We start from the raw sequence: 13,008 nt of genomic DNA, 5'->3' as shown, positions 1-13,008 counted from the left end.
CCGTCGCCCAAGACGATGGATACCGCTTTGAGAAACCGCATCATCGGCGCCATCGTCCTGGTCGCCCTGGCCGTCATCTTCCTGCCCATGCTGATCAAGGGCCCCGCCAGCGACAGCGGCGTCTCGGATGTCTCCACCGATGTGCCCAAGGCGCCGGAGGGCCAGTTCGAGACCCGCGACCTGCCGCTGGTGACCCCCGGCCAGCCCGGCGCCAACGGCGCCACCGGCATGCCTGCCCAGCCCAAGCCGGCCACCGAGACGCTGACCCCCGCCGACGCGCCCAAGCCGGCCACCAACGCCCAGGGCCTGCCACTGGCCACCGCCGGCGGCGACTACGCGGTGACCTTCGGCGCCTACGCCAGCCAGGCCGATGCCGATGTGGTCATCGACCGCCTGCGCCAGTCCGGGCTCGAGGCCTTCCGCCAGGAGGCCACCATCGGCGGCAAGCCGGCCTGGCGCGTGCGCGTGGGGCCGTATGCCGACCGCGCGCAGGCCGAGATCGCGCGCCTGGCCGCGGTCAAGGTGCGCAGCGACGTGAAGGCCGAGGTGATCGCGCTGGACGCTGGCGGCGACGCGCCGGCCACCGCGCCCGCGGCCTCCACGCCGCCTGCGGCCACGCCGGCCACGTCCAATCCCGACGCGGCCCAGCTGGCCTCCGAGGCGCCGCCGGCGGCTAAGCCCGCGCCCGCGGCCAAGCCTGAACCGGCCGCCAAGCCGGCGCCGACGCCGGCCAAGCCGGCCGCGCCGGTCGAATCCAAGCCCCCGGTCGCCGCCGTGCCCAAGCCGGCCGCCACCGGCGTGGGCTTCGCCGTGCAGGTCGGCGCGTTCGGCAAGGAAGCCGATGCCAACAGCCTGCGCGACAAGCTGCGCGGCAACGGCTTCAGCGCCTTCGTCGAGCCGGTGTCCACCGACAGCGGCCGGCTGTTCCGGGTGCGGGTCGGGCCGGTGTCCACCCGCGCCGAGGCCGACCAGCTCAAGGCGCAGGTCGCCGCGCGCAACGGCCTGACCGGCATCGTCCGCCCGCACCCTTAGAGGCCTTGAAGGACGCCGGTTGGTCCAGGGAGGAAGACCGATGACTTCGAAGCGCGCCAATCCGTCCATCTCTTCACGGCGCCGGGAGTAGCCCGTGATCGATCTGGTCCTGGGCACGGTGATCGTGGTGTCCACCCTGCTGGGGCTGCTGCGCGGCTTCGTCGGGATCGTGGTCGGCACCCTGTCCTGGGTGCTGGCGGGCCTGGCGGCCTTCCTGTTCGGCGACCGCGCCGCGCGCCAGTTCGCCGACGGCGGGACGCCGGGCATGACCGACTACCTGGGCGGCTACGCGCTGACCTTCGTCGGGGTGATGATCGTGGTGGCGCTGATCGGCATGGTGATCAAGGCCTCGGTGCGCAACACCAGCCTCTCGGGCGTGGACCGCCTGGCCGGCGGCGGGCTGGGGCTGGTGCGCGGCGGGTTCTTCGCCTGTGTGCTGGTGCTGCTGCTGTCCTTCACCCCGCTGCCGCACGAGGCGGCCTGGCGCCAGTCGCATCTGATGCCCCTGATCGCGCCCGGCGCGGCCTGGATGCGCGCCCAGCTGCCGGAACTATCCGTGCCGCAAATGCCGGCGATGCCCGATCTGCGGGACATGAACGTGGACCGGTTACGCAACCTGGATCTCAACAATCCGGCCTTGTCAGGCGATAATGGCGCCCTCAACGACAAGTTCCAGCAGGCGGCCGCGCAGCTGCCGCAACTCGGGCAGACGGTGTCCGAGGCTCTGAAGGGCGACGGCGGACGCAGTGCCGGCCGCTGGCCCCAGCCCCTTGAAGACCCCGCACCGGGCGATCCGGCCCAGGTGCATCCCAACGAAGGCGACCCGGCGCGGGTCGTGCCAACGCCCAAGGGCCAGGAACGGTCGCGCTAGTTTCGTCACGTCACCTCGCAGTAAACCCGAGCGGAGAACACCCATGTGCGGCATCGTCGGAATCGTCGGTACCCAGAACGTCGCTGGCCAGCTCTATGACGGCCTGACAGTGCTGCAGCACCGCGGCCAGGATGCCGCCGGCATCGCCACGGCCAACGGCACCCGCCTGCGCGTGCAGAAGGCCAACGGCCTGGTACGCGACGTGTTCGACGAAAAGCGCATGGCCGTGCTGGAAGGCCGCGTGGGCATCGCCCACTGCCGCTATCCGACCGCCGGTTCGGAGGGCATGGACGAGGCGCAGCCGTTCTACGTCAACTCGCCCTACGGCATCGCCCTGGCGCACAACGGCAACCTGACCAACACCGAGGCGCTGCGCCAGCAGGTGTTCGAGGCCGATCGCCGCAACATCAACACCGACTCGGACAGCGAGGTGCTGCTGAACGTGTTCGCCCACGAGCTGGACGCCCAGCGCATGCTCACCCCCGAGGCGGCGATCCGCGCGGTGGCCGGCGTGCACCGGCGCTGCCGCGGCGGCTACGCGGTGGTCAGCGTGGTGCTGGGCCTGGGCCTGGTGGCCTTCCGCGACCCGCACGGCATCCGCCCGCTGGTGCTGGGCAAGCGCGAGAGCGTGGAGGGCGACGAATACATCGTGGCCTCCGAATCGGCGGTGCTGGACATCCTGGGCTTCGCGCGCGTGCGCGACGTGCGCCCGGGCGAGGCGCTGGTGGTCACCGCGCGCGGCGAGCTGTTCTCCGAGATCTGCGCGACCAGCACCGAGCACGCGCCGTGCATCTTCGAGTACGTGTACTTCGCCCGGCCCGATTCGATGATCGACAACGTCTCGGTGCACAAGGCGCGCATGCGCATGGGCATGAAGCTGGGCGAGAAGATCCTGCGCCTGCGGCCCGACCACGACATCGACACCATCATCCCGATCCCCGACACCTCACGCGATGCGGCGCTGGAGATCTCCAACGTGCTGGGGGTGAAATACCGCGAGGGCTTCGTCAAGAACCGCTACGTCGGCCGCACCTTCATCATGCCGGGGCAGGGCGAGCGCAACAAGTCCGTGCGCCGCAAGCTCAACCCGATCCATCTGGAGTTCCGCAACCGCGTGGTGCTGCTGGTCGACGACTCGATCGTGCGCGGCACCACCAGCCGCCAGATCGTGCAGATGGCGCGCGACGCCGGCGCGCGCAAGGTCTACCTGGCCAGCGCCGCGCCGCCGGTGCGCCATCCCAACATCTACGGCATCGACATGCCGGCCGCCGAGGAGCTGGTCGCCCACGGCCGCACCGAGCAGGAGATCGAGGAATTCCTGGGCTGCGACTGGCTGATCTACCAGGACCTGGACGATCTGGAAACGGCCGTGCGCGAGGGCAATCCGCAGCTCAAGCGCTTCGATTCCTCGTGCTTCGACGGCGACTACGTGACCGGCATCGAGCCGGGCTACTTCGAGCGCATCCAGCAGCTGCGCTCGGACGAGGCCAAGCGCAAGCGCCGCGCAGTCTGAGGCTGCCTCGCGTCGATGGCGATCACCCTGGAAGACCTGTGCGTGGCGCTGGGCGAGGACATCGACCGCGCCACGCTGCTGACCGACTGGGATTGGCTGACCGGCGGCGGCATGCAGCCGCTGATGCTCAGCGTGGCCGGCGATGCCTTCGTGCAGGCACGGCAGGAACAGGCCGTGTATTTCCTGGACTGCGTCGACGGCGTGCTGGAGAAGGTCGCCGACGATCTGCCTGAGTTCCTGCAGCGGCTGGGCGATGCCGAGTTCGTCGCGCACTGCTTCCGCTTCGACCTGGTCGCGCCGCGGCTGCGCGCCGGCGAGGCGCTCGCCGCGGGCCAGGTCTGGGCCTTCCGCCTGCCGCCGGTGCTGGGCGGCGCGCGCAGCAGCGAGGCGCTGGAGCCGACCGACCTGAAGGCCTACCTGTCGCTGACCGGACAGCTGCACGCGCAGGTCGCCTCATTGCCGCCGGGCGTGACCGTCGACGATCTCTCCCACGCGCTCGAATGAGCGCGGCGGTCGCGAGCCCCGCGCGCGAGCTGTTCGCCGCGGCGCGCCAGTGCCTGGACGCGGCCGATCCGGCCGAGAAGGTCGCCCTGACCCAGCGCTATGCGGCGGCCTTCGCGCGCGGCGAGCTGCCGCTGCCCGAGGACGCGCCGCCGCCCGATCCGATCCGCATGCCCGGCCGCCCGCTGCGACCGCGGCTGGTGCATCCGCGCGAAGTGCCCAAGCGCGGCCTGGGCAGCGTGGAGGGGCGCGCGGCCTTCGTCCATGCCATCGCCCATATCGAACTCAATGCCATCGACCTGGGCTGGGACGCGGTCTACCGCTTCCGCGGCCTGCCGGCTGCGTTCTACGCCGACTGGGTGGGCGTGGCGCACGACGAGTCGCGCCACTTCATGCTGCTGCGCACGCGGCTGCAGGCGCTGGGCTACGACTACGGCGACTTCGATGCGCATCACGGCCTGTGGGAGATGTGCGAGAAGACCGCCCACGACGGCCTGGCGCGCATGGCCCTGGTGCCGCGCGTGCTGGAGGCGCGTGGGCTGGACGTCACCCCGGGCATGATCGGCAAGCTGCGCGCGCTGGGCGACACCGATACCGTCGCGATCCTGGAGCTGATCCTGCGCGAGGAAGTGGCGCACGTGGCGGCCGGCTCGCGCTGGTACCGCTGGTACTGCGCCCGCGAGGGCGTCGAGCCGCGCGCGCGCTTCCGCGAGCTGCTGCGCCAGTACGCCGGCGGCTACCTGCGCGGCCCGTTCAATCTGGAGGCCCGCCTGCAGGCCGGCTTCGACGAGGACGAGCTGGCGGCGCTGGAAGCGCCCTGAGCCCGAGCGCGTTGGGAAAATGCGATGGAGTGAGGCCCCACCTGTAGAGCGGAGCTTGCTCCGCTGGAGCTTTCCTCACGAACCGAACGAAGAGCAGCGGAGCTCGCTCCGCTGGAGCCTCCCCCACGAACCGAACGAAGAGCAGCGGAGCAAGCTCCGCTCTACAGGCAGGCCGCGGGAGTTGTGGAGACAGTTGCTCCCCGCCAGGCTTCGCCGCTATTGCACCGGCAGCGACTGCAGGTCATAGCCCTGCGGCGTCACCCGCAGCACCGAGCCCTGCTCGTACCAGTCGCCCAGCACGATGCGCGTGCAGGCCTTCCCGTCGACGGTGAGTTCGTGCACGGCCGGGCGATGGGTGTGGCCATGGATCATGCGCGTCAGGCCGTAGCGCACGAAGCTGGTCTCGACCTCGGCCGGGGTGACGTCGGTCAGCGTCTCGAACTTGGCGCTGTCGTTCTTCATGCCGCCCTGATGCGCGGCGCTGGCCGCACGGGCCTGCGCGGCGAAGGCGATGCGCGCGGCCAGCGGCTGGGCCAGCATATGCGCCTGCCAGGCCGGATTGCGGGTCTGCGCGCGCACCTGCTGGTAGGCCACGTCCGAGGTGCACAGCAGATCGCCGTGCAGCAGCATCACCGGCTCGCCGTAGAGTTCGACTACGGCCGGGTCGGGCAGCAGACGCATGCCGCAGCGTTCGGCGTAGTCCTGGCCGAGCAGGAAGTCGCGGTTGCCGTGGATGAAGAACACTGCCACGCCCGCCTCGCTGACTGCGCGCAGCCCCTGGGCGACCTGGGTAGCCAGCTCGGACGGGTCGTCGTCGCCCACCCAGGCCTCGAACAGGTCGCCCAGGATGTACAGCGCCTCGGCCTGCAGCGCCTCCTGGCGCAGGAACCGCAGGAACAGGTCGGTGATGGCCGGACGGCTGGCGTCCAGGTGCAGGTCGGAGATGAACAGCGTGGTCATCGGCGCATGATACCGGCCCGGCCGCGTGGCGCCGGGTAAAATGGCGGCCATTCCCCGTTCGCACGTTCCCTTGGGCTCTTCATGACCTGCCGTACCCGCTTCGCCCCCAGTCCCACCGGCTACCTGCACATCGGCGGCGCGCGCACCGCGCTGTACTGCTGGCTGGAGGCGCGCCACCGCGGTGGGCAGTTCGTCCTGCGCATCGAAGACACCGACCGCGAGCGCAGCACGCAGGCGGCCATCGACGCGATCCTGGAGGCGATGGACTGGCTGGGCCTGGACTACGACGAGGGCCCGGTCTACCAGACCCAGCGCATCGCGCGCTACCAGGAGGTGGCCGAGCAGCTGCTGGCGCAGGGCAAGGCCTACTACGCCTACGAGACGCGCGAGGAGCTCGACGCCATGCGCGAGGCCGCCATGGCCAGGCAGGAGAAGCCGCGCTACAACGGCGCCGCGCGCGAGCTGAACCTGCCGTACCGCGACGATCCCAACCGCGTGATCCGCTTCAAGAACCCGCTCGATGGCAGCGTGGTGTTCGACGACCTGATCAAGGGCCGCATCGAGATCGCCAATGCCGAGCTGGACGACATGGTGATCTTCCGCCCGGACGGCTACCCGACCTACAACTTCGCCGTGGTGGTGGACGACTGGGACATGGGCATCACCGAGGTCATCCGCGGCGACGACCACATCAACAACACCCCGCGCCAGATCAACATCTACCAGGCGCTGGGCGCGCCGGTGCCGAAGTTCGCGCACATGCCGATGATCCTGGATGAGCAGGGCGCCAAGCTGTCCAAGCGCACCGGCGCGGCCGACGTGATGCAGTACAAGGACGCCGGCTACCTGCCGCACGCGCTGATCAACTACCTGGCGCGACTGGGCTGGTCGCACGGCGATCAGGAGCTGTTCTCGCGCCAGGAGTTGATCGAGCTGTTCGACGTCAAGGACGTCAACTCCAAGGCCGCGCGCCTGGACATGGCCAAGCTGGGCTGGGTCAACCAGCACTACCTCAAGACCGACGCGCCGGAGACCATCGCCCCGCAGCTGGTCTACCAGCTGGAGAAGCTGGGCGTGGACCTGGCCGCCGGCCCGGCGCCGGTGGACGTGGTGATCGCCCTGCGCGAGCGCGTCCAGACCCTGAAGGAAATGGCCGAGAAGGCCGTGGTCTGGTACCAGCCGCTGACCGAGTACGATGAGGCCGCCGTGGCCAAGCACCTCAAGCCCGCCGCCGCCGCGCCGCTGGCCAAGGCGCGTGAGCTGCTGGTGGCGCTGCGCGAGTGGCAGGTCGAGTCGGTCTCGGCCGCGCTGCACGAGGCCGCCGCCGCCCTGGAGCTGGGCATGGGCAAGGTCGCCCAGCCGCTGCGCGTGGCCATTACCGGCACCCAGGTCAGCCCGGACATTTCCCATACCGTGTACCTGGCCGGCCGCGAGCAGGCCTTGAAACGCATCGACGCGGCGCTTATCAAGACCGCGCAAGCCGACTGATCCCGTAAGGAACGAGCCCCATGGCCGCCGCCAAGCCCGCCTGCATCGCGCCCCATCATCATGTGCACAACGCCGAAGGCTTCGTGCATGCGGTCGAGCACGCCTGCGGCGAGCGCGGCCTGCGCCTGACGCCGATCCGCGCGCGCGTGCTGCGCCTGATCGCCGAGGCCGGCAAGCCGATCAAGGCCTACGAGCTGCTCGACCTGGTGCGCGCTTCCAAGGGCGTGGGCGCCGACGCGCCGCCCACGGTGTACCGCGCGCTGGATTTCCTGATGGCCAACGGCTTCGTGCACAAGCTCGAGTCGGTCAACGCCTTCGTCGCCTGCCACCACCCCAACAGCGCCGCGCATTCGGTGCCGTTCCTGATCTGCGACCGCTGCCATTCGGCGGTGGAGCTGGAGGATCGGGTGGTGGTGGATCAGCTGGAGGCACGGGCCAAGGCGCTGGGATTTCAGCCGCAGGCGCAGACGCTGGAAGTGCATGGGTTGTGTGCGCGGTGCGCGGAGGCGCAGTAGTTCGCTTCACTTGTGCTGGGGGCCGCGGTTCGCGGGCTTTTCTTTATAAGCAACGGCCTTAAGCTTCTGGAGCAAGGGCTTTCGTGCGGCTTCGCCGCCCGACCTACCTTTCTTTGCTTGTGCAAAGAAAGGTAGGCCAAAGAAGCGCTTTTCCACAGACGAATGTCTGGTCAAGCACACCCCGGCGGTCGGTTTTTCGCTGCGCGAAAGGTCCGCTCCGGCCGCCGGGAATTTTTGGAAGGGACATCCATGTCCCTTCCAAAAACGACGCGCGTCCTGCGCGTCGCCCTTCGGGTTTGACCCGTCGTCCTCCGCCCGACCTCAAGGGAGAGGGGTAGGCAACAGCAGAAGCAAGAACCAAAGCAAAAACCAAAGCACTACGGCTTCGGCTGTTGCGGTTGCTTCTGCTTTGGACTTTCAGACCCCCGTGAGGCACGGCGGAGGGGCGAGGACAAGACCCGCAGGGCGCCGCACAGGGATGTGCGGCGTTTTCCGAGGGGACAGGATGTCCCCTTGGAAAATCCCTCGCCCCGCAGCGGACCTGCGCGCAGCGCAGGCGTGCCGCCTCGGGGCGTGTTTCTTTGCCTACCTTTCTTTGCACGAGCAAAGAAAGTAGGTCGGGCCGCGAAGCGGCACGAAAGCTTTTGCTTGAACTCACAACAAGAAGCGCGTGGTCTGAGCCTCACGCCAGCGCTGGTCGTGCTTCCAAAGCCCGCTCCCGGATCGGCAGATTCGCCACCGCCGCGACGAGCGCCAGCGCCATGTCCGCATACCACATCCACGTGTAGCTCCCCGAGCGCTCCAGCGCCACGCCGCCCAGCCAGGCGCCGAAGAAGCCGCCGATCTGGTGCGAGAGCAGGGTCAGGCCGAACAGCGTGCCCAGGTAGCGCGGTCCGAAGCGCTTGCCGATGATGCCGGCCGTGGGCGGCACGGTCGCCAGCCAGGTGAAGCCCAGCGCCGCGGCGAAGAGGTAGAAGGTCATCGGCGTGGGCGGCGAGATCAGGTACAGCGCGATCAGCAGGGCGCGGCTGCCGTACATCGCGGCCAGCACGTACTTCATCGGCATGCGTTGGCCGAGCGCGCCGGCGGTCAGGCTGCCGGCGACGTTGAACAGGCCGATCAGGGCGATCGCGGTGCCGGCAACGCTGGGCGAGAGGCCGCACAGCGCCACTTCGCCCGGTAGGTGCGTGACCAGGAAGGCGATGTGCACGCCGCAGGTGAAGAAGCCCAGATGCAGCAGCCAGTAGCTGCGGTCGTGCAGGGCGAGGCGCAGCTGTTCGCGCAGGGTCAGGTGGGCGGCCTCGGCGGCGTGGGCGATCGCCGCGGCCGGGTCGCCCCGGCGTGGCTTCAGCAGCGGCGCGATCAGCGGCAGCGTCAGCAGCGAGGCGAAGGCCAGGCCGAACATGGCCGCCGACCAGCTGGCCACGCTGATGCCCAGCGTCACCAGCGGTGCGAAGAGGAACTGCCCCAGCGAGCCGCCGGCATTGATGACGCCGGAGGCGAAGGAGCGCCGGGCCGCCGGGATGTGCTGGGCGGTGGCGCCGATCAGGATCGAGAAACTGCCGGCCCCCGCGCCGGCCGCCGCCATCAGCCCCAGGCTGAGGATCAGGCCGGCCTGGCTGGTCATGAACGGGGTCAGCGCGCAGCCGGCGGCCATCAGCAGGCCGCCGAACACCAGCACGCGCGCCGGGCCGTGGCGGTCGGCGATCGCGCCGAACACCGGCTGCACCGCGCCCCACACCAACTGCCCGATGGCCAGCGCGAAGCTGATCGAGGCGATGCCGATCCCGGTGCTGGCGGCGATGGGTTTGACGAACAGGCCCGTGGTCTGGCGCACGCCCATGGTCAGCAGCAGCATCGTCGAGGCCACCGCCAGCAGCAGCCACGGCGTGCGCGGGGCGGTCGTGCTCATGCGGCCTCCCGCAGCGGACGCAGCGCCGCATGCAGGGCATCCAGGTCGTCGTTGAGGCGCCGCATCGGGCCGGCGCCGAACAGCGCGGTCATCTGCGCCTGGGCCTGCTGCCACAGCGGGATCGCCTGGGCGATGGCGCGCTCGCCCTTGGGCGTGAGCTGGATCAGGCGCTGGCGCGCGTCTTCGCCGCGCGCCTCGCGCAGCAGGCCACGGGCGAGCAGCGGCCTGAGGTTGCGGGTGAGCGTGCTGCGGTCCATGCCGCAGACCTCGGCCAGTTCGCCCAGCGTGCGCGTGCCCTTCTGCGCGCGGCGCAGGATGGAGTATTCGTTGAGGCTCAGGCCGATCGCCGCCAGGGCGCGGTCATAGAGCTGCGAGGCCTGGCGCGCGGCGCGGCGCAGCCGGAAGCAGGTGCAGGCGGTGTCCGGGGGCAGGGGCATGGCGGGGCTCCGGCGGGTGTCGGTCCGCATGATGCATGCATATGCACGTATTCTGGAATCCGACTTTCCGCAACGCCGGATTCCATACGCATGCGGGCCTGGCGACGTCGCGCCAGCGCCGCTGGCGGATCAGGCCTTTACCCAAGCGACCTCAGTCCCGCTTGTGATGCGCGCAAGAAAAAACGGGCCGGAAGACAGGGGAACGTCTTCCGGCCCGCAATCCCGTGCGGCAGCGCGGGGAGAGAGCAGATGCGCCACGCACGGGGTGCGCTTGTAGCGCGCGCCCCTCCGGTGGGAGGGGACGCGCTCTGTCTTGGATCAGAAGAACACGCGCACGCCGAAGGTGCCGTTGCGCCCGGGCAGCATCACATCGTCCTTGAGGAAGGAGGTGTGCACGCGCGCGTCTTGGTCGAGCAGGTTGTTGCCGTCCAGGAACACTTCCCACGCGGTCGAGCCGGTATCGATGTGGTAGGCCAGGTGGGCATCGACCATGGTGTAGCCGGCGGTCTGCGTCTCGTTGGCGCCCAGCTTGTCCTGCTTCATGTAGCGCGTGGCACCCAGCGAGGCGCGCCAGTTGGTGGCCTGCCAGCGCAGCTGCGCACCGAAACGGCCCGGCGGGATGCGCGGCACGTTGCCCCCGTCGTTCAGACGGGCGCGCACGGTGTCGCCGAAGACGTGCAGATCCCAGTCGCCGGCGGTGTCGGACTTGGCCAGGTGGAAGTCGGCCTCGCCCTCGAAGCCGTGGAAGGTCGCATCGGCCTGGGTCCACTGGCGGATCGGCAGGTAGTCGTCGTCCTCCTCGTGGTACCACTGGCCGCCGGTGTCGGCCACGTAGATGAAGTTGTTGTAGCGGTTGTAGTAGGCCGAGACCTTGGCATCCATCCAGTCGTTGCTGTACTGCAGGCCCAGCTCGGCCTGGTTGGCCTTTTCCTTGTCCAGGGTCGCATCGCCGATCTCGTAGGCCAGCGTGGCGATGTGCGGGCCGTCGGCGAACAGCTCCTCTTCCACCGGCGCGCGCTCGGAGTGGTCCAGGTTGGCGGTCAGGCGCCAGCCTTCGGCCAGGCCGAAGCCGAAGCTGGCCGAGAAGCTGGTCGGCTTGAAGTCGGGCGACAGGCCGGTATCGGTCTCGTACTTGACCCGGTCGATGCGCGCGCCCAGCTCGGTGGAGAAGCGGCCCCAGGTGTTCTTGGTCACCGCGAACAGGCCGACCGACTTGGTGTCGGTCTTGGGCACGAAGGATTCCTCGCCCACGGCGCGGAAGGTGCTGTCGGTGCCCTGCAGGCCGATCGCGCTCTGCCAGCCGCTGTCGGCGCTGAAGGTCGCTTCCACGCGGCCCTCGTTGGCGCGCTTGAAGAAGCTGGTGCCGACTTCCTCGCCCTCGAACTCGGTGTGGTCGTAGCGGGTGTGCGAAAAGCTGTAGCGCAGGCCGCTGCCGGCGCCCCAGGGATCGTTGAGGCCGCCCTTCACGTCGAAACGGTCCTGGTGCAGCTCCAGGTGCACGCCGCGCTCGCCCTGCGCCAGGTCGCCCGGTTCGCCGGGGTTGCCGTAGCTGTCGTTGAAGCGCGAGATCGACGCGCCGAAGAAGCCCCAGTCACCCGACAGCGACGCGCCGAACGAGCCGGTCTTGGTGTCCTGGAAGGTGTTGGCCTGCGGCCCCTTGGGCGTGTCGTAGTCCTTGGCGTTGCGGTAGACGCCGTCGGCGTGGATCGACAGGCCGCCGTTGCCGGCGTCGATGCGCGCCATGCTGGTCTGGCCGTCCTTGTCGCCGAAGTCCACGCGCGTCTCGGCGCGGCCGGTGACGCCCTGCACCGGCGTCTCGGCGATGCGGCCGTCGACCACGTTCACCGCGCCGCCGATGGCGCCGTTGCCGTAGAGCAGGGTGGACGGGCCCTTGAGCACCTCGATCTGGTCGGCCAGGAAGGGCTCGATCGCCGGGGAGTGGTCCTGGCTCACGGTGGACACGTCCTGGGTGATCATGCCGTCGGACATCACCGCCACGCGCGGGCCGTCCAGGCCGCGCATGATCGGCCGGCCCACGCCGGGGCCGAAGTTGGACGACTGCACGCCGGGGATGCCCTGCAGGGTCTCGCCCAGGCTGGAGGCGCGCGCCTCGTCGAGCCGCTCGCCGGCCAGCACGTTGACCGGCTGGCTCAGGTCGTCGGCGGCGCTGCGGAACGGGTCGGCGGTCACCTTGATCGCGTCCAGGTCCTTGGCATGCAGATGCTCGGCGCGGCCGTGGCGGCTGTCGCTGGACGGGGCGGTGGTCGCCTCCTGGGCATGGGCGCCGAAGCCGATCAGGGCCAGGCCGAGGGCGGCGGCGAGCGGGGCGCGTGACAGCGCGGACACACCGGCGCTGCGGAAGGAAGATCGCGTCATAAATGGCAACTTCTGGGGAGGGAGGTCATCAGGAAACATTAACGTTATAATATATCGACATCAACTCGGTGCCTGGCCCGAAAGTCATACTCCACCCGCATGAGCTCTCCCTTCCGTTCCTGGCTGGACCGCATCGGCGCCACCGGCTCCCTGGTCTGCGCCGTGCACTGCGCGGTATTGCCGCTGTTGATCGCGCTGCTGCCGGCGCTGGGGCTGTCGGCCTGGCTGGGCGAGGGCTTCGAGCGGATCTTCGTGGTGTTCGCTTCGTTGCTGGGGGTGTTCAGTCTGGCCGCGGGCTATCGCCGGCATCGGGTGCTGCGCGCGCTGGGCGTGCTGCTGGTCGGGCTGGGGGTGCTGTGGATCGCGGTGCTGTACCCGCCGCTGCATCACAGTCTGGTGCCGCATGCGGTGGCCATGACCTTCGGCGGCACGCTGGTGGGCGTGGCGCATCTGGTGAATCTGCGGCTGAACCACGGCCACGTCCACGACGCGCGCTGCGCGCACTGAGGGCCTGGCCGGTCTGTGGTGCCCCGCGGGGCTGTGGTAGCCTCTCCGGCCCTGCGCGCCGGCCTTCACGTCGGC

12 protein-coding genes are annotated in these 13,008 nt (G+C 69.7%); 8 read left to right on the top strand and 4 right to left on the bottom strand.

Annotated elements, in window-relative coordinates:
• Window positions 1-15 precede the first annotated feature (15 nt).
• The 5 genes from EAT51_RS00445 to EAT51_RS00425 all read left to right on the top strand — a co-directional run bounded on the left by EAT51_RS00445 (window position 16) and on the right by EAT51_RS00425 (window position 4,738).
• On the top strand, window positions 16-1,032 hold the full coding sequence (locus tag EAT51_RS00445; RefSeq protein ID WP_130516077.1) for an SPOR domain-containing protein: 1,017 nt from the start codon (window positions 16-18) through the stop codon (window positions 1,030-1,032).
• A gap of 94 nt (window positions 1,033-1,126) precedes the next feature.
• The gene (locus tag EAT51_RS00440) at window positions 1,127-1,903 is read left to right on the top strand and encodes a CvpA family protein (RefSeq protein ID WP_130516079.1); all 777 of its coding nucleotides are present in this window, start codon (window positions 1,127-1,129) and stop codon (window positions 1,901-1,903) included.
• 43 nt (window positions 1,904-1,946) lie between these two features.
• The gene (gene purF / locus EAT51_RS00435) at window positions 1,947-3,416 is read left to right on the top strand and encodes an amidophosphoribosyltransferase (RefSeq protein WP_130516081.1); all 1,470 of its coding nucleotides are present in this window, start codon (window positions 1,947-1,949) and stop codon (window positions 3,414-3,416) included.
• A 15-nt stretch (window positions 3,417-3,431) separates the two neighbouring features.
• Window positions 3,432-3,920, top strand: coding sequence for a T6SS immunity protein Tdi1 domain-containing protein (locus EAT51_RS00430; RefSeq protein WP_130516083.1), 489 nt, complete (start codon window positions 3,432-3,434; stop codon window positions 3,918-3,920).
• Window positions 3,917-4,738, top strand: a complete 822-nt coding sequence (locus EAT51_RS00425) for a ferritin-like domain-containing protein (protein WP_130516084.1) — start codon at window positions 3,917-3,919, stop codon at window positions 4,736-4,738. Before EAT51_RS00430 ends, EAT51_RS00425 begins: the two co-directional genes overlap by 4 nt.
• Window positions 4,739-4,954: 216 nt before the next feature.
• Here the strand turns inward: EAT51_RS00425 and lpxH are convergent, their stop codons facing one another.
• On the bottom strand, window positions 4,955-5,698 hold the full coding sequence (gene lpxH, locus EAT51_RS00420) for a UDP-2,3-diacylglucosamine diphosphatase (protein WP_130516086.1): 744 nt from the start codon (window positions 5,696-5,698) through the stop codon (window positions 4,955-4,957).
• 81 nt (window positions 5,699-5,779) lie between these two features.
• Here lpxH and gltX point away from each other — a divergent pair, with 81 nt between their 5' ends.
• Complete coding sequence (gene gltX, locus EAT51_RS00415; RefSeq protein WP_130516088.1) at window positions 5,780-7,186, top strand: glutamate--tRNA ligase; 1,407 nt, start codon at window positions 5,780-5,782, stop codon at window positions 7,184-7,186.
• Window positions 7,187-7,206: 20 nt separating this feature from the next.
• On the top strand, window positions 7,207-7,701 hold the full coding sequence (locus EAT51_RS00410) for a transcriptional repressor (protein ID WP_130516090.1): 495 nt from the start codon (window positions 7,207-7,209) through the stop codon (window positions 7,699-7,701).
• Window positions 7,702-8,383: 682 nt separating this feature from the next.
• Here the strand turns inward: EAT51_RS00410 and EAT51_RS00405 are convergent.
• The 3 genes from EAT51_RS00405 to EAT51_RS00395 all read right to left on the bottom strand — a co-directional run bounded on the left by EAT51_RS00405 (window position 8,384) and on the right by EAT51_RS00395 (window position 12,426).
• The gene (locus EAT51_RS00405; RefSeq protein ID WP_130561147.1) at window positions 8,384-9,613 is read right to left on the bottom strand and encodes an MFS transporter; all 1,230 of its coding nucleotides are present in this window, start codon (window positions 9,611-9,613) and stop codon (window positions 8,384-8,386) included.
• Window positions 9,610-10,050 carry a MarR family winged helix-turn-helix transcriptional regulator gene (locus tag EAT51_RS00400; protein ID WP_228257773.1) on the bottom strand — a complete coding sequence of 147 codons (441 nt, stop codon included), beginning with the start codon at window positions 10,048-10,050 and terminating at the stop codon, window positions 9,610-9,612. The genes EAT51_RS00405 and EAT51_RS00400 overlap by 4 nt, the downstream gene beginning before the upstream one ends.
• A gap of 318 nt (window positions 10,051-10,368) precedes the next feature.
• Window positions 10,369-12,426, bottom strand: a complete 2,058-nt coding sequence (locus EAT51_RS00395; RefSeq protein ID WP_130561146.1) for a TonB-dependent receptor — start codon at window positions 12,424-12,426, stop codon at window positions 10,369-10,371.
• Between the two features lie 99 nt (window positions 12,427-12,525).
• Between EAT51_RS00395 and EAT51_RS00390 the strand changes: the two genes are divergently transcribed.
• Window positions 12,526-12,933, top strand: a complete 408-nt coding sequence (locus tag EAT51_RS00390) for a MerC domain-containing protein (protein WP_130561145.1) — start codon at window positions 12,526-12,528, stop codon at window positions 12,931-12,933.
• Window positions 12,934-13,008: the final 75 nt, after the last annotated feature.

Source organism: Pseudoxanthomonas winnipegensis, from assembly GCF_004283755.1.
Classification (GTDB): Bacteria; Pseudomonadota; Gammaproteobacteria; order Xanthomonadales; family Xanthomonadaceae; genus Pseudoxanthomonas_A; species Pseudoxanthomonas_A winnipegensis.
The sequence above is the reverse complement of the archived record's forward strand: the minus strand, read 5'-3'. Positions and strand labels throughout refer to the sequence as shown.